The organism is Bradyrhizobium sp. cir1 (assembly GCF_014198245.1).
GTDB lineage: Bacteria > Pseudomonadota > Alphaproteobacteria > Rhizobiales > Xanthobacteraceae > Bradyrhizobium.
This window is the reverse complement of the sequence record NZ_JACIHE010000005.1, coordinates 160,597-174,975: the sequence shown is the minus strand read 5'-3', so window position 1 is coordinate 174,975 and position 14,379 is coordinate 160,597. Positions and strand designations below refer to the sequence as shown.

14 protein-coding genes are annotated in these 14,379 nt (G+C 65.2%); 9 read left to right on the top strand and 5 right to left on the bottom strand.

The window, feature by feature from the left end; all coding sequences use genetic code 11:
• Window positions 1-74 precede the first annotated feature (74 nt).
• The 3 genes from GGD63_RS13550 to GGD63_RS13540 all read right to left on the bottom strand — a co-directional run bounded on the left by GGD63_RS13550 (window position 75) and on the right by GGD63_RS13540 (window position 2,366).
• Window positions 75-1,139 carry an amidohydrolase family protein gene (locus tag GGD63_RS13550; protein ID WP_183242674.1) on the bottom strand — a complete coding sequence of 355 codons (1,065 nt, stop codon included), beginning with the start codon at window positions 1,137-1,139 and terminating at the stop codon, window positions 75-77.
• A gap of 216 nt (window positions 1,140-1,355) precedes the next feature.
• On the bottom strand, window positions 1,356-1,631 hold the full coding sequence (locus GGD63_RS13545) for a YiaA/YiaB family inner membrane protein (RefSeq protein ID WP_183242672.1): 276 nt from the start codon (window positions 1,629-1,631) through the stop codon (window positions 1,356-1,358).
• Between the two features lie 39 nt (window positions 1,632-1,670).
• Window positions 1,671-2,366: a PspA/IM30 family protein gene (locus GGD63_RS13540; RefSeq protein WP_183242670.1), complete on the bottom strand. Its 696-nt coding sequence runs from the start codon at window positions 2,364-2,366 to the stop codon at window positions 1,671-1,673.
• 103 nt (window positions 2,367-2,469) lie between these two features.
• On the opposite strand from GGD63_RS13540, the gene GGD63_RS13535 reads away from it, so the two are divergent.
• The 3 genes from GGD63_RS13535 to GGD63_RS13525 all read left to right on the top strand — a co-directional run bounded on the left by GGD63_RS13535 (window position 2,470) and on the right by GGD63_RS13525 (window position 6,330).
• A complete protein-coding gene (locus GGD63_RS13535) occupies window positions 2,470-3,078 on the top strand; it encodes a TetR/AcrR family transcriptional regulator (RefSeq protein WP_183242668.1) in 609 nt (202 codons plus the stop codon).
• Window positions 3,079-3,161: 83 nt separating this feature from the next.
• Window positions 3,162-4,616 carry a dihydropyrimidinase gene (hydA, locus tag GGD63_RS13530; protein ID WP_183242666.1) on the top strand — a complete coding sequence of 485 codons (1,455 nt, stop codon included), beginning with the start codon at window positions 3,162-3,164 and terminating at the stop codon, window positions 4,614-4,616.
• A gap of 91 nt (window positions 4,617-4,707) precedes the next feature.
• A complete protein-coding gene (locus GGD63_RS13525; RefSeq protein ID WP_183242664.1) occupies window positions 4,708-6,330 on the top strand; it encodes an ABC transporter substrate-binding protein in 1,623 nt (540 codons plus the stop codon).
• Here GGD63_RS13525 and GGD63_RS13520 read toward each other — a convergent pair.
• Window positions 6,327-7,670 carry a glycoside hydrolase family 3 protein gene (locus tag GGD63_RS13520; RefSeq protein WP_183242662.1) on the bottom strand — a complete coding sequence of 448 codons (1,344 nt, stop codon included), beginning with the start codon at window positions 7,668-7,670 and terminating at the stop codon, window positions 6,327-6,329. The genes GGD63_RS13525 and GGD63_RS13520 overlap by 4 nt on opposite strands.
• A 188-nt stretch (window positions 7,671-7,858) precedes the next feature.
• On the opposite strand from GGD63_RS13520, the gene GGD63_RS13515 reads away from it, so the two are divergent.
• Genes GGD63_RS13515 through GGD63_RS13505 form a run of 3 tightly spaced genes read left to right on the top strand, consistent with a single transcriptional unit; the run spans window position 7,859 to window position 11,661 of the window.
• Window positions 7,859-9,361: a DUF4173 domain-containing protein gene (locus GGD63_RS13515; protein ID WP_183242660.1), complete on the top strand. Its 1,503-nt coding sequence runs from the start codon at window positions 7,859-7,861 to the stop codon at window positions 9,359-9,361.
• A gap of 12 nt (window positions 9,362-9,373) precedes the next feature.
• On the top strand, window positions 9,374-10,078 hold the full coding sequence (locus tag GGD63_RS13510) for a response regulator transcription factor (protein WP_183242658.1): 705 nt from the start codon (window positions 9,374-9,376) through the stop codon (window positions 10,076-10,078).
• Window positions 10,075-11,661: an ATP-binding protein gene (locus GGD63_RS13505; RefSeq protein WP_183242655.1), complete on the top strand. Its 1,587-nt coding sequence runs from the start codon at window positions 10,075-10,077 to the stop codon at window positions 11,659-11,661. Before GGD63_RS13510 ends, GGD63_RS13505 begins: the two co-directional genes overlap by 4 nt.
• On the opposite strand, the gene GGD63_RS13500 is transcribed toward GGD63_RS13505, so the two are convergent.
• Window positions 11,658-11,798, bottom strand: coding sequence for a hypothetical protein (locus GGD63_RS13500; protein WP_164936531.1), 141 nt, complete (start codon window positions 11,796-11,798; stop codon window positions 11,658-11,660). The two genes, GGD63_RS13505 and GGD63_RS13500, sit on opposite strands and share 4 nt — an antisense overlap.
• A 268-nt stretch (window positions 11,799-12,066) precedes the next feature.
• On the opposite strand from GGD63_RS13500, the gene GGD63_RS13495 reads away from it, so the two are divergent.
• The 3 genes from GGD63_RS13495 (at window position 12,067) to GGD63_RS13485 (ending at window position 14,049) form a co-directional block, all read left to right on the top strand.
• Window positions 12,067-12,477 carry a DUF3606 domain-containing protein gene (locus tag GGD63_RS13495; RefSeq protein WP_183242653.1) on the top strand — a complete coding sequence of 137 codons (411 nt, stop codon included), beginning with the start codon at window positions 12,067-12,069 and terminating at the stop codon, window positions 12,475-12,477.
• Window positions 12,478-12,495: 18 nt separating this feature from the next.
• On the top strand, window positions 12,496-12,990 hold the full coding sequence (locus GGD63_RS13490) for a hypothetical protein (protein WP_183242651.1): 495 nt from the start codon (window positions 12,496-12,498) through the stop codon (window positions 12,988-12,990).
• 129 nt (window positions 12,991-13,119) lie between these two features.
• Window positions 13,120-14,049, top strand: coding sequence for an alpha/beta hydrolase (locus GGD63_RS13485; protein ID WP_183243073.1), 930 nt, complete (start codon window positions 13,120-13,122; stop codon window positions 14,047-14,049).
• The last annotated feature ends 330 nt before the right edge of the window (window positions 14,050-14,379 follow it).

The following is a 14,379-nucleotide window of genomic DNA, read 5'->3' as shown; positions in this document are numbered from 1 at the left end:
CGTTTCACCTCTCCCCATCGGGAGAGGTGTGGCACCAGCGATGCGGCTTCGAATTCGGATCTCATCAACATGGCTCAAGCATTCAGTTTGAGCCGCGGAAACGTCTCCAGCGGATTGTCGACGCACATCTTCGCGATCAAGCTCTTCGGCAGGTTCGGCGGGATCGGATCGTCGCCGTCGAACTGCCAGTGCGGATAGTCGGACGCGAACAGAAACATCTTTTCCGAGCCGATCTGGTCGATGATCTCCTCGACGCTTGTCGCATCGCCCGGTGCATCGAACGGCTGCATGGTGACGCGGAAATTTTCGCGAATGATCGCGGCCGGCTCGCGCTCGACCCAGGGCACTTCGACCCGCACGCCGCGCCAGGTCTTGTTGGCGCGCCACATGAAGGCCGGCAGCCAGCTGACGCCCGACTCCATCAGCACGACCTTCAGATCAGGAAATTTGCCGAACACGCCCTCGTAGATCAGGCTGAGGATCTGCGCCTGAAACGCCTGCGCTTCGACGAAGTAATATTCATAGCGATGCGACGGCCAGCCGGCCGAGCTCGGCGCTTGCCGGTATTGCGTGCCGGCATGGATTGCGAGCGGCAGCTTGTATTTTTCGGCGAGCTGATAGACCGGCCAGAAATGCCGCCGCCCCAGGAGCGTCTCACCCTGCGCCAGCACCAGGATGGAGACGAAGCGGTGATCGCCGGCGCGGCGCTCGATCTCCTCGATCGCCAGATCCGGCGCCTGCATCGGCACCACGATGGACGCACGCAGGCGGGGATCGCGCGACAGCCACTCGGCGGCGATCCAGTCGTTGATGGCCCTGCAGAAGTCGGCCGCCATGTAAGCGTCGAACACGGCCTGTGCGCCGTAGAGCACGTTGAGGATGGCGTGGCTGGCACCCAGCTGATCGAACGCGCCCTTCTGCACCATGGCGAGATCGGAGCCGGGCTTGGAACCACCCGCCGGCCGCCAGTCGGCGCGGCCCGAAAGGGGCATGCTCGGCGGATAGGAGGTGAGATCGAGCCCGTCGATGGCGCGGCTCACCACCTGCTCTTTCCAGTGGTCGCTGAGATAGGGAAGCAGCGTCGTGCGCGTGCCGCCAACCGCCGGATGGATATCGCAGTCGATCCGCGTCGCCGCCATAGAGCTTCCTCGCGCAATCTTATTGGCGGCGTTCTTCGCACCGCCCGGACGAGAGTGCGTCGGCCGGCGCCGCCGCGCAAGGCCGCACGCCCGCACGATCCGTCATGGCTCGGTTGCATTTCGCAGGCGCGATATGCGGATCAGGCGCGCGGTGGATGCTCCGGCACCCACCGCGTCAGATTGCAGACCGTTGCGCTTCTTCCAGACATTCTGCCTTCAAGCCGCCTTGGAAACCTCCATCAGCAGCCGCTCGGCTTTGGCATCCTCGATGCGGTTCACCAGCCGGCTGCTCTCGTGATTGTCGCGCACGGTCTTGGTCAGCGTGATGCAGGTCTGGATCAGCATCACGATGCCCATGGCGAGATAGCCCTTCATCCAGAGGTCGATCGGCAGGAAGAAGATGCCGATGGCGATGAGGAAGGCGGAGGCTGCGAAGGACACGTAGGTGAAGGTGACCCAGGCGCTGCTATGCGGTTGGCCGTTCTGGTTCATGATGGTCTCCTGTTGGTTCGAATGATGATGGATCTGGGTTCAGGCCGTCTGAGTGCGCCTGGACTTCAGCCGCGCCAGCACGTCGTCCGCTGTCGTCTTGAGCCGGGGGCCGAAGCCCTGCTCGGCGAGTCGCTCGGCGGTGGCGAGCGGTCCGGTCGCCGCATCGAGCTCGACCAGCGCGTCATCGGCGGCCTGGGCTTCCAGCTGGCGCTCCCGCAAGCGCCTCAAGGTGCTGTCGGCATCCGGCAGCGTGGATTCGTAGGGACGCGCCGCCTCGATGCCGCTGCGGCGGAGCGAGCGCACCGCTTCCGAGGCACGGGCGAGGCGCCGGCCGCGATCGAGCTCGGTGATGCGGGCCTGCGCGTTGGTCACGTGCCGCTTCAGCCGGGCGATCTCGGTCGCGAACAACGCGCGTGCTGTCATCGCCGCATCACGATCGGCTTCGAGGCCTGCGATCGCCTCGGCCGCTTCCTTGGCGAGATCCTCGCGGCCACCGTCGAGCGCGGCAACTGCGCGGGTCTCGAGATCGGTGATGCGGGCCAGGGTCGCCTCGAGCTTGCGGCCCTCCTGCTGGTCCTGCGCAATCGCCAGCGCCAGCGTGCGCTTGCTGCGCTCGAGGGCGGCGGCGGCATCGCGCATCTGCTGGTCGAGGATCAGCAGGGCGGTACGGTCCTCCAGCTCCTCACCCGCGGCGGCCACGCTGCCGCGGAAAAGTGTCACGACGGTCTTGAACATCTGCAGCTCCCTGTTATGAGCGTTGCTCACAGATCCTTTGTAGCAGGAATCTTGAACATCGTTCAATAAATATTTGAGCGATGCTCAAAAATTTGGTCGGCGGATGACTAAGACCTTGGAACGTCGAGAGAAATTGCGGGTAGAGCTGATCCAGGCGGCGGAGCAGATGATCGCGAGCCGCGGGCTGGCGGGCCTGAAAACCCGGGATCTCGCCCGCGAGATCGGCTGCGCCAATGGCGCAGTCTACAATCTCGTCACCGACGTGGACGAGCTCGTCCTGCGGGTCGGCTCACGCACGCTGCATCGCCTCGACGAAGCGCTCAGCGCGGCGGAAAGCGCGGGTGAACCTTCGCCACAGGAGACGCTGGTCCGCATCGCCATCGCCTATTGCGATTTCGCCGCCGAAAACCTGGAGCTCTGGCGTGCGCTGTTCGAGCACCGCATGGCGGCCAACAAGATCCTCCCCGACTGGTCCGTCAACGACCAGCTGCAGCTTTTCCGCCACATCTATCATCCGCTGGCGCTGCTGTTTCCCAAGCGCAGCCAGGAGGAGCTGAGCATCACCGCGCGCAGCCTGTTCTCGGCCGTGCATGGCATGGTGGCGTTGGGGCTGGAGCAGAAGCTGGTCGCCGTGCCCCTGCCGGCGCTGCGCAAGGAGATCGCAGGCCTCGTCCGCGCGATGATCGACGGGCTGGTCGCGCGCGCGGGCTGACTAAAATTTCGCCTGTCGCATCGCGAGTGGTGCGCTTAGCCTTTACGGCGAAACGCCTCCCTCACCTTTCCCCGGAGCCTCTCATGCCCCTCCTCATCCGCGGCGGCACCGTCGTCAATCACGATCATTCGCGGCGCGCGGACGTGCTGATCGACGGCGAGATCATCGTCGCGGTGGGCCCGTCGATCGAGGCGCCGGCAGGCACCGAGATCGTCGATGCCGGCGGCGCCTACGTCATCCCGGGCGGGATCGATCCGCACACCCATCTCGAAATGCCGTTCATGGGCACGGTGACCGCCGACGATTTCGAATCGGGAACGAAGGCTGCGCTCGTCGGCGGCACCACCATGGTGGTCGATTTCTGCCTGCCCGATCCGGGCCAGTCCATGCTCGCGGCCTATCAGGAGTGGCGGCACAAATCCGAGAAGGCGGCCAGCGACTACGGCTTCCACATGGCGGTGACGTCGTGGTCGAAGCAGATCTATGACGAGATGGAGACCGTGGTCAAAACCTACGGCATCAACACCTTCAAGCATTTCATGGCCTACAAGGGCGCGCTGATGGTGAACGATGACGAGCTCTACAACTCGTTCGCGCGCTGCGCCCATCTCGGCGCGATGCCGGTGGTGCATGCAGAGAACGGCGACGTCGTCGCCTTGATGCAGGAGGCGCTGATCGCGCGCGGCGTCACTGGCCCGGAAGGCCACGCCTATTCACGGCCGCCGGAGGTCGAGGGCGAAGCCACCAACCGCGCCATCATGATCGCCGACATGACCGGCACGCCGGTCTATATCGTGCACACCAGCTGCCGCGAGGCGCACGAGGCGATCGCCCGCGCGCGGGCTGCGGGAAAACGGGTCTATGGCGAGCCGCTGATCCAGCATCTGCTGCTCGATGCCGGCGAATACCAGAACAAGGACTGGGACCATTCCGCACAGCGCGTGATGTCGCCGCCGTTCCGCGACAAGTCGCATCAGGACAGCCTGTGGGCCGGCCTGCAAGCCGGCTCGCTCCAGGTGGTCGCGACCGACCATTGCGCCTTCACCACGGAGCAGAAGCGGTTCGGCCTCGACGATTTCACGAAGATCCCGAACGGCACCGGCGGCCTCGAAGACCGGCTCGCACTGTTGTGGACCGCGGGCGTCGCCACGGGGAGGCTGACCAAGGAAGAATTCGTCGCGGTGACCTCGGCGAACATCGCCCGCATCCTCAACATCTATCCGCGCAAGGGCGCCGTTGCCGTCGGCTCGGATGCCGATGTCGTGGTGTGGGATCCCAAGGCGAGCAAGACGATCAGCGCGAAGCGGCAGATGAGCCGGATCGATTACAACGTGTTCGAAGGCTTTGCCTGCACGGGCGGACCGACCGCGACGCTCTCGCGCGGCCGTATCGTCTGGAAGGACGGCGATCTGCGCGCCGAGGCCGGCGATGGCCGTTACGTCGAACGTCCCGCCTTCTCGCCGGTGCATGTGGCAAATTCGACCTGGAAGGAATTGACCGCCCCACGCGCGGTCGCACGCGGCGCGGTGACGCCGTAGCGCGGTCGCGCAGGGCATCTGACACCTTGAAGCGCGCCGATGGCATACGCCTTGCCTCTCGATATCAGGAAATTCTCTGACGGAGGCGGCGATGAGCGATGCACCCCATAATATGACCCGGCGCGACGTGGTACTTGGCGGCCTCGGCGCCGCCGGTACGGCAGCATTTGCTCCACGTCTCGCCTGGGCGCAGAGCCGCGCGGAGACACTGCTGGTGGTGCAGGAGCTCGGGCCGAATTCGCTGGACATGCAGGGCGTCGGCTCCAACCAGACCGTGAACGGCCTGTCCTGGAATTGCTACGACCGACTGCTGACCTACGCCTCCAAGACGCTGCCCGATGGGACGACGTCGTACGACCGAGAAAAACTCGCGCCTGAGCTCGCCGAGAGCTGGGAGGTCGCGGCTGACGGCATGTCCTGCACCTTCAGGCTTCGCAAGGACGCAAAATTTCACGACGGCACGCCGGTTACCGCCAAGGACGTCAAATGGTCGTTCGACCGCGCCGTGAAGGTTGGCGGCTTCCCGACCTTCCAGATGTCGGCGGGATCGCTGGAGAAGCCCGAGCAGTTCGTGGTGGTCGACGAGTACACCTTCCGCATCGACTATGTCCGCAAGGACAAGATGCTGCTGTTCAACGTCGCCGTCGTCGTGCCCTTCATCATCAACTCCGAGCTGGCGAAGAAGAACGCGACGGCAGAAGACCCGTGGGCGCTGGCTTGGCTGAAGAACAACGAGGCCGGCGGCGGCGCCTACAAGATCGAGAGCTGGAAGCCTGGCAGCGAGACCGTGCTGACGCGGTTCGACGACTGGAAGAGCGGACCGCTGCCGAAGGTCCGGCGCGTCATCGCGCGCGACGTCCCCTCCGCCGGCACCCGCCGCGCCATGCTGGAGCGGGGAGATGCGGATATTTCCAGCGGCTTTGCACCGCGTGATTTCGAGCAGATCATCAAGGAAGGCAAGGTCAAGGTCTCGGGCGTGCCGATCCCGAACGCGCTCTGGTACGTGGCGCTGAACACGGCGAAGCCGCCGTTCGACAATGCAAAACTGCGTCAGGCCATCGCCTGGGCGATGCCCTACGAGCAGATCCAGACCAGCGCCTTCTTCGGCCGCGCCGTTCCCATGTACGGCGGAGCGTCGGAAGTCGCAAAACCGGTCTGGCCGCAGCCATTTCCCTATGTCACCGATATCGACAAGGCCAAGGCCTTGCTGAAGGAAGCAGGTTTCGAATCCGGTCTGGAGACGACGCTGTCGCTGGACACGGGCACGGCCACCGTCGGCGAGCCGACTGCGATCCTGATCCAGGAGAACCTCGCCAAGATCGGCATCAAGGCGGGAATCGAAAAGATCCCCGGCGCGAACTGGCGCACGACGCTGAACAAGAAGGAGCTGCCGCTCGCGCTCAACCGCTTCAGCGGCTGGCTGGATTATCCCGAATATTACTTCTACTGGAACTTCCACGGCCGCAACTCGATCTTCAACATCTCCTCCTATCAGAACAAGGAGATGGACGCGCTGATCGACAAGGCGCGCTTCACCACGGATGCCGCGGAATACGACAGATGCGTGAAGGATTTCATCGCGCTCTGCATGCGCGACGTTCCCGTCATCCCGCTCAACCAGCCGATCCACGACGTCGCGATGCAGAAGAGCGTGAGCGGCTACGAATTCTGGTTTCACCGCGAGCCGGACTACCGCCAGTTCGCGAAAAGCTAGTTCCGACGCGCGACGCTGATTGCACCTGATGAGACGCGCGCCTGCGCGGTCGGAAAGCCACGCTCCAGCCGCGCCGCGCTCGCATGCAACATCGCCGCGTCGAGCCTGCCCTGCCGCGATCCCTCCAGGGCGCAGGCGAAAACCAGGTAGAACTGCGCGCCGTCATAGGCGACCAGCAGCAAATCGACGCCGGCATTGATCGCTTCGACCACGGCCTTGCAGACGTCGTTCTGGTAGATCGCGCCCATCACGAGATCGTCGGTCATCACGATGCCCTGGTAACCCCATTTGCCGCGGATAATCCCATCGACAACGCGCTTGGAATGCGAGGCAGCACGATCGGGATCGACGGCGGTGAGCGTGACATGGCCGACCATAAGGGCGCTACGCGAATGCGCCAGCACCTCGCGGAACGGGGGCCAGTCGGTTGCTTCCAGCTCCTTCACCGGCGTGTTGAGACTGGCGCTGAAATGATGCGTATCGGTGCGCACGCGGCCGATGCCGGGAAAATGCTTGAGCGTGGCGCCGCCGCCTGTCTCTTCCAGCCCGCGGACATAGGCGCTTGCGATCGTGCTGACCACGACGGGATCGGTCGCTATAGCGCGCTGGCCAATCAGGGTGTGGAAATCGAGGCGGTTGCGCCGCTGCGGCGGCTTGAGGTCGAGCACCGGCGCAAGATTGAGGTTGACGCCGAGCCCCGCGAGCTCGCGGCCGTGGATACGGCCGAACTCTTCGGCCTTGGCCTGCTGCTCGTCGGGAGCAAGCCCGGTGAGCGTTGCCAGCGCCGGCACCTTTGTCAGCGGCGGCGCGAGATGCCCGACAATGCCGCCCTCCTGGTCCGCAGCGACGATCAGCGGCGGCAGGCCGGCTGCGCGCCTGATATCCTGGAGCGCGGCGATCTCGGCCCGCAGCGCCTCGATGGTCCGGCCGCGGATGTTGTGCCGGGTGACATAGACGCCGCCGATCAGCCCCTGCTCGGCAAGACGCGCGACCTCGGGAAAGGAGGAATAGCCGACCATGAAGTGAGGCCCGAGCTGCCGCGCCTCGGCAGCGCTCGCGCTGAAGACATCGCGCTTGCGCGCCTCGAACTTCAGATGCGCCGCCGACATCAAGAGCGGCGGCAGGCACCAGAGCATGACGAGCAGCTTGCCCGCGATGCTGCGCCAGCGATCTCCGCGAAGCAGAAAGATGACGATCGCGATGCTTGCAGCGACAAGCACAATGTTTCCCGCGCCGCGCAGCGGGACCAGATAAGGATCGTTCTTGTTCGCGGCCGCGAATGCAGCAACGGGCGCGGCGAGCCAGAGCAGGATGAGACCGACACGGCGAAGGAATTGCATGATGCACCACATGCGATGGTGATGAGTGCTTCGCACCTATCAAGTCGATCTGCGCTGTGCGAGAGGCAAAAACGCGCCTGCACGAAATCTGCAAAAGACTCCTGAAACCATGCAGACGATGATCCCGCCGTCTGCACAAGCGCCGTTCAGACTTCGTGATGCCACCCATCACGAAAGGTCATCTGCACATGACGAGCCTGGCTTCGACGATCGGAGCGGAAATCAAGCCGATCAGTCATTCCTCGATCCCGGCCAAGGTCGGGCTTGCGCTGGCACTGGCCGCGCTCGCCGACTGGCTGTTCTATGGCGAGCGGATCGGACTGTCGTTGACGCTCTTTGCGATTGCGATGGCTTGTGTGTCGGTGCTGTTCAATCATGCGGCCCTGGATCTGCGGCGCGCGATGATCAGCGGGGCCATCTTCGTCACCGGCCTCGCGCCGGCCGTCAAGGAGCTCAACACGCTGTCGTTCCTGATCCTCGCCATGGCGCTGGCCATTGCACTCCTGATCGCGACGAATCCGGAAACGACCGAGCTCACCGAGCGCGCCCGTGCGCTGCGCAATTTTGTCCTGCTCGGGCCTTTCAGGTTCTTCCTCGATGCGCCCCAGGTGTTCAACATGTCGGCGTTCACCCGCGGCATCGCGCTCTGGCTGATGCCCGCGGCGCTGAGCACCATCTTCGTCGCGCTGTTCGCCGCGGCCAATCCGGTGATCGAGCAGTGGGTCTCCTTGCTCAATCCAAAGCTCGTCGTCGAATATGTCAGCATCCCGCGCGTACTGTTCTGGGCCTTGATGCTGGCGGTGGTCTGGCCGTTCATCCATGTGCGCTGGCGGCGCAAGACGATAGCCACCACCACCGCGGCCGAGGGCCCTGTGCCACCGCCGCTGCCGCCCATGGTCTCAGCGGAGTTTCTCGGTCCCTCGACAATCCTGCGCTCGCTGATCCTGTTCAATCTGCTGTTCGCGGCGCAGTCCATTCTCGACGGCATCTATCTCTGGGGCCATGTGGCACTGCCCGACAACATGACTTATGCGGCCTACGCCCATCGCGGCGCCTATCCCCTGATCGTAACCGCCCTGCTCGCCGCCGCCTTCGTGCTGGTGGCGATGCGTCCGGGCGGCCCGTCCGAGAAATCAAAGGTGATTCGGCCGCTGGTCTATCTCTGGGTCGGCCAGAACGTCCTGCTGGTCGCCTCCTCCATCCTGCGGCTCGATCTCTATGTCGGCATCTACATGCTGACCTACTGGCGCATCGCGGCCTTCATCTGGATGGGAGTGGTGGCGCTGGGATTGATCCTGATCGTCGCCCGCATCGCGCTCAGCCGGTCCAACCGCTGGCTCGTCTGCACCAACCTGATCGCGTTAACGATCGTGCTGTATGGTACCTCGCTGGTGAACTTCGATGCCTTCATTGCCGACTACAATCTGAATCACAGCAGCGAAATGTCGGGTAAGGGCGTGGCGATCGATGCAAACTATCTCCTCACGCTCGGGCCACAGGCGCTGCCCGCGCTCGACAAGGTCATCGCCCATCGCCCGGGTAACGACTGCCTTGCGCAGCGCCGCGATCGGCTTGTAGAAACCCAGCGGTTGGACATGGCCTGGCGGGCCTGGAGTTTCCGGAGCTGGCGGCTGCAGCGCCGGCTCGATGCTCAGGCCAAAGGCCAGCCCGGCAATCAGCCGGCGGGGTGAGCGGAGAATCTCTTGGCGCATCGCATTCTCATCGTCGACGACGAAGGCCACATCCGCGAGGTCATCCGCGTCGCCCTGAAGAAGGCCGGCATGGACGTGATCGAGGCCCGCGACGGCAAGGAGGCGCTCGGCCGCTTTGCCGCCGACAGGCCCGACCTCATCGTGCTCGACATCGGCATGCCCGAGTTCGACGGCCTCGACGTCTGCCGCGAGATCCGCAAAGGCTCCGACGTGCCGATCCTGTTCCTGTCGGCGCGCGACGAGGAGATCGACCGCATCCTCGGCCTCGAGATCGGCGGCGACGATTACGTGACCAAGCCGTTCAGCCCGCGCGAGCTGGTGGCGCGGGTCAACGTCATCCTGCGCCGGCTCAGCCCGCGCAATGGCGAGGCCAAGGCAGGGCCCGCCGCGCTGGTGCAAGGCGGCCTGCTGATCGATCCCGAGCAGCATGTCGCGTCGTTCGCCGGCACACCGCTGAAGCTGACCGCGATCGAGTTCGGCATCCTGCGCGCCTTCCTGACCCGGCCGACTTCGGTATTCAACCGCGAGCAGCTGATGCGGGCAGCCTATCAGCTCAACATCCAGGTCTCCGACCGCACCATCGACAGCCACATCCGCAACATCCGCGCCAAGCTCGCGGCACTCGCCTGCGACAACGTCATCGAGACCATCCACGGCGTCGGCTTCAAGCTCGGCCGCTGCGAGAAAGCGGCATGAGCGCGGCGCCCGACAAATGGCGGCCGTCGCTGGGGCTGGTGATCTTCGCGGTGCTGGCGACCGTCGCGGTGCTGCCGCTGGTCGGCCTGTTCTTCTTCCGCCTCTACGACAACCAGCTGATCCGCCAGACCCAGGCCGAGCTGATCGCGCAGAGCCGCGTGCTCGCGACGATCTACGCGCAGGAGTTCACGGCACGGCTCGACAGCGGCCTCACGCTCGGCGCCGAGGTGCCGCCCGGCGTGCTGCCCGATCCCGGCGACCAGGTCACCCCGATCCGGCCGGCGCTCGACCTCACCGCGAACGACCTCTTGCGGCGGCGGCCCGATGCGCTGCCCGCGCCCCGGCCGGCGCAGCAGGCCTATGTCGAGATCGGTGCAAAACTGACGCCGATCATCCGCGAGACCCAGAAGGTGACGCTGGCCGGGTTTCGCATCCTCGATCCGCAAGGGGTGGTGATTGCCGGGCGTCAGGAGGTCGGGCAGTCGCTCGCCCATATCGAGGAGGTCGCCGACGCGCTGCACGGGCAGTACAGGGCGACCTTGCGCAACCGCGTACCGGACAAGCCACCGCCGCCGATCTATTCCTTCAGCCGCGGCCTCGGCGTGCACGTGTTCTCGGCGATGCCCGTCATCGTCAACAACCGCGTCGCCGGGGTGATCTACACGACGCGGACGCCGAGCAACATCTTTGACCATCTCTACCAGGAGCGGGCTAAGTTCGTGCTGGCCGGTCTTGCCGTCATCCTCGGCACGATCGCGATCGGCCTCGTGTTCTCGCGCACCATCACGCTGCCGATGCGCGAATTGATCGACCGCGCCGCCAGAATTGGCCGCGGCGACCGCGAGGCGTTCAGGCCGCTCCGGCATTACGGCACGCGCGAGTTCGCGCAGCTGTCGCACAGCTTCCTCGGCATGGCCGAGCAGCTGGCGCGACGCTCCGACTATATCGCGACGTTCTCGGCCCACCTCACCCACGAGCTGAAATCGCCCCTGACCTCGATCAAGGGCGCGGCCGAGCTGCTGCAGGACTCGGTGCAAGGCAAATCCGAGGGCCTGACGCCGGCCGAGCAGAACACGTTCATCGCGAACATCCTGTCCGACACCCAGCGGCTGGAGGCGATGGCGCAGCGGCTGCGCGAGCTGGCCCGCGCCGAGAGCCTGCCGCAGAACGAGCGCACCGAGCTTGCGCCCGTGATCGCCGATCTCAGAAGCCGGTTTCCGGCAAGCTCGATCGAAGCCAGCGGCAGCCTCGACCGGGCGATCGGCATGTCCTCGGAGAAGGCGCTGATCGTGCTGTCACACCTCGCTGATAACGCGGTGCGGCACAAGGCCGGGACAATCAGGCTGGAGGCGGTCGACGAGCGGACGACCCTGCTTGTGACGGTCAGCAATGACGGCGAGCCGATTTCGGCGCCGAACCGCGACAGGATCTTTGATGCATTCTTCACCACCCGCCGCGACCAGGGCGGGACCGGGATGGGGCTGGCGATCGCACGTGCGGTGATGGCGAGCCATGGCGGCTCGATCAGGCTCAAGCCGACCGACGACGGCGCGGCCTTCGAGCTTCAGTTTCCGGTCGCCTAGATCGCGAACACCCAGGCGGCGACGATGGCGCCGATGGTGACGAGACCAGCAATGGTCCAGCCGGCGGCATATTCCAGCTCAGGATGACCGGTCGCCCGCATGATCTCTGCCGGATCGGCGGTATGCTTGTGTGCCATGACAGCCTCGCACGTGTTTCCCCGTGTCATGGATAAGTCGCACCAGCCGGCAAAAGGTTCCGTCACGGACGTGCGAGGAAACAAAAACGCCAAAACAACCCCATGCACAGTAGAGAGCCTCCTCCGGCATGAGCCGGGGCCGCGCTGCGCAAATGTTTGACTCACCGGTGCAAAACGGCCGCTCCGCGCAATCGGAGCAAGGCTCGCGTCTTGCCTTCCAATTCTGGTTGCATGCTAGACTGGATGCCATCCACGGCAGGAGGGAAGCATGGCCGACAACAAGGCAAAGCGGGGCGGCGCCGATCGCGCCCTGATCGCGCTCACCGAAAAATACGAAGTCGCCTACTGGTCGAAGAAGTTCAAGGTAACCCCCGCCAAGCTGAAATACGCCGTCAAGAAGGTCGGCCACTCCGCCAAGAAGGTCGAGGCGTACATCAAGCTCCAGAAGCACCGCGCCGCCGACAAGAGCCGGATCGCGCTGGGCGAGGCCTATGAGGTCCGCTACTGGTCGAAGAAATTCAAGATCACGCCGGCGAAGCTGAAGGCCGCCGTGGCCGCAGCCGGACATTCCTCCAAGAAGGTCGAGGCCTATCTTGCGGCCCAGAAGGCGGCGAAAAAAGCCAAGAAGGCCGTCAAGAAGACCGCGAAGAAGACCGTCAAGCGGAAGAAGGCCGCCTGAGAGCCCGGGGGGAAAGGGATGAGAGCCGGTCCAGCGATCCTCGCCTGCACCCTCGTCCTTGCCGGGGCATCCCACCTCCCTGGTGCCTCCGCCGCCACGCCCGCAAAGGTCTCGGGCGCGACCGCGCTGGCGCTCGCCGGGGTGATCGCGCCGCTGTCACCGGACCTGACCGGCGCCGAAAGGAAGGCGGTGGCGATGCTGTTCGCCGCCAATGCCGACATTCCCTACAAGAAGGCCATCGTGGTGACCGCCGACCGGATCGTCTGCCGCACCGGCAATGTCGATATCACCATTCGCAACTGCGAGGTGACCTTCGGCAAGAAGGTGAAGACCGTGAACGGCTCCACCGCCAACGAGATTTTCGCCACCGAAGCCCTGGCGGGCGTGCCGCCCGACGGCGCGGCGGGATCGAACTTCGAGAGCCTCTCCAAGCTGAGCTGCACGATCGATCCCAACGCGATCAGGCGGAAGGACGGCAGCGGGGCGGATTGCACGTTCCTGCCGGGGAATTGATTGCGGCCGGGCGCAGGAGCCCTACCTAGGTGCCGTGAAATCGCCTCAACACCAGCCAACTAATAAGGCGAATTGAAAAGACAGGCCCAGGGAGCGCGCCAATATCGGGCGTGCAAGGCCGGCACCATGATGAAGAATTACCTCGCATTTGTCCTGTTTTTGACCGTGACCGCCGCCTCCGCGCACGGCCCGCTGCCGCCGCGGCTGACGGCGCCGTCCGAAGTTGTCCTGACGGGCCTCACCGATTCCGACACAACGGCGGGCGGCACCGCGCGGCTGTGCGAGCAGGTCACCTTCTCGCGCGGCCTGCGCTACGGCGAGGCCGAAGCCAACGTGCTCGATGTCGCCACCAGCGCGACCAAGGCGGACACGCCGCGGCCGGTGCTGCTGTTCGTGGCCGGCGACACCTTCACCGGCGACCGCGCCGCGCCGGAGCTGGCGCGCCAGATCCAGGACCAGGCGATGTGCTTTGCGGCGCGCAACGACATGATCGGGGTCCGGGTCAACTACCGCCTGGCGCCGCCGGCGACCTGGCCCGCCGGGGCAACCGACGTGGCGGCGGCGCTGTCCTGGATCCACGGCAATATCGACCTGTTCAACGGCGATGCCCGCGAGATCGTCGCGGTTGGCTATGGCGCCGGTGCCTTCCACCTCGCCACCCTGCTGGCGCATCCGGAGTTGCAGACCGATCGCGCCGACGTCGCTGGCGTCGTGCTGGTGTCCGGCATCTATCGCGTCGGCAAGGACGCCAGCGACAGCGAGAAGGCCTATCTCGGCACTGATGCCACCCAATACGACAAGCGATCGGTCTTTCCCGGCATCCTCAATGTCGACGTGCCGATCGTGCTGGCCTGGGCCGCCGACGATTCCGCCGGCCTCGTGGCGCAGGGCGAGACCCTGAAGAAAACGCTCTGCGGCGCCGGCCACTGCCCGCGCAGCGCAATGCTCCGCAGCCGCGACGGCATCGCCGCCGCGTTTGGGCTGGACGGCTCGGGCGACAGCCTTGCGGAGCCGACGTTGCTGCTGGTGCATCAGCTCGAGGCGCGGGGGTTGCCGTAGCGTTGCGGGGCACTAGAGCTCTGGCAACGTCATGGCCGGACTCGCACTGCGCTGCGCACATGTAGGCCACGAACCCCGATCGAGAGAATCAGACTATCTCCGTCACCCTGAGGTGGCCGCCTCTTCGGCGGCCCTCGAAGGGCGACGGCCCAGCTCTCTCCGCGCGGGAGGCGGCCGTCCATCCTTCGAGGCTCCGCCCGCGATGCGCTGCATCGCGAGCTTCGCACCTCAGGATGCCGGAACTGATGTGAAACTATTGGTCTCAGACCGAGATGCAAAACGGCGCGTCAGCACGCCTGCCGCTTTGATCGAAGCGCGCCGCGCAGCCAC

Excerpts from the sequence above, each read along its gene's own strand:
- GGD63_RS13550 (WP_183242674.1), bottom strand. The coding sequence starts at position 1,139 with ATGGCGGCGACGCGGATCGACTGCGATATCCATCCGGCGGTTGGCGGC.
- GGD63_RS13545 (WP_183242672.1), bottom strand. The coding sequence starts at position 1,631 with ATGAACCAGAACGGCCAACCGCATAGCAGCGCCTGGGTCACCTTCACC.
- GGD63_RS13540 (WP_183242670.1), bottom strand. The coding sequence starts at position 2,366 with ATGTTCAAGACCGTCGTGACACTTTTCCGCGGCAGCGTGGCCGCCGCG.
- GGD63_RS13535 (WP_183242668.1), top strand. The coding sequence starts at position 2,470 with ATGACTAAGACCTTGGAACGTCGAGAGAAATTGCGGGTAGAGCTGATC.
- hydA (WP_183242666.1), top strand. The coding sequence starts at position 3,162 with ATGCCCCTCCTCATCCGCGGCGGCACCGTCGTCAATCACGATCATTCG.
- GGD63_RS13525 (WP_183242664.1), top strand. The coding sequence starts at position 4,708 with ATGAGCGATGCACCCCATAATATGACCCGGCGCGACGTGGTACTTGGC.
- GGD63_RS13520 (WP_183242662.1), bottom strand. The coding sequence starts at position 7,670 with ATGCAATTCCTTCGCCGTGTCGGTCTCATCCTGCTCTGGCTCGCCGCG.
- GGD63_RS13515 (WP_183242660.1), top strand. The coding sequence starts at position 7,859 with ATGACGAGCCTGGCTTCGACGATCGGAGCGGAAATCAAGCCGATCAGT.
- GGD63_RS13505 (WP_183242655.1), top strand. The coding sequence starts at position 10,075 with ATGAGCGCGGCGCCCGACAAATGGCGGCCGTCGCTGGGGCTGGTGATC.
- GGD63_RS13500 (WP_164936531.1), bottom strand. The coding sequence starts at position 11,798 with ATGGCACACAAGCATACCGCCGATCCGGCAGAGATCATGCGGGCGACC.
- GGD63_RS13495 (WP_183242653.1), top strand. The coding sequence starts at position 12,067 with ATGGCCGACAACAAGGCAAAGCGGGGCGGCGCCGATCGCGCCCTGATC.
- GGD63_RS13490 (WP_183242651.1), top strand. The coding sequence starts at position 12,496 with ATGAGAGCCGGTCCAGCGATCCTCGCCTGCACCCTCGTCCTTGCCGGG.
- GGD63_RS13485 (WP_183243073.1), top strand. The coding sequence starts at position 13,120 with ATGAAGAATTACCTCGCATTTGTCCTGTTTTTGACCGTGACCGCCGCC.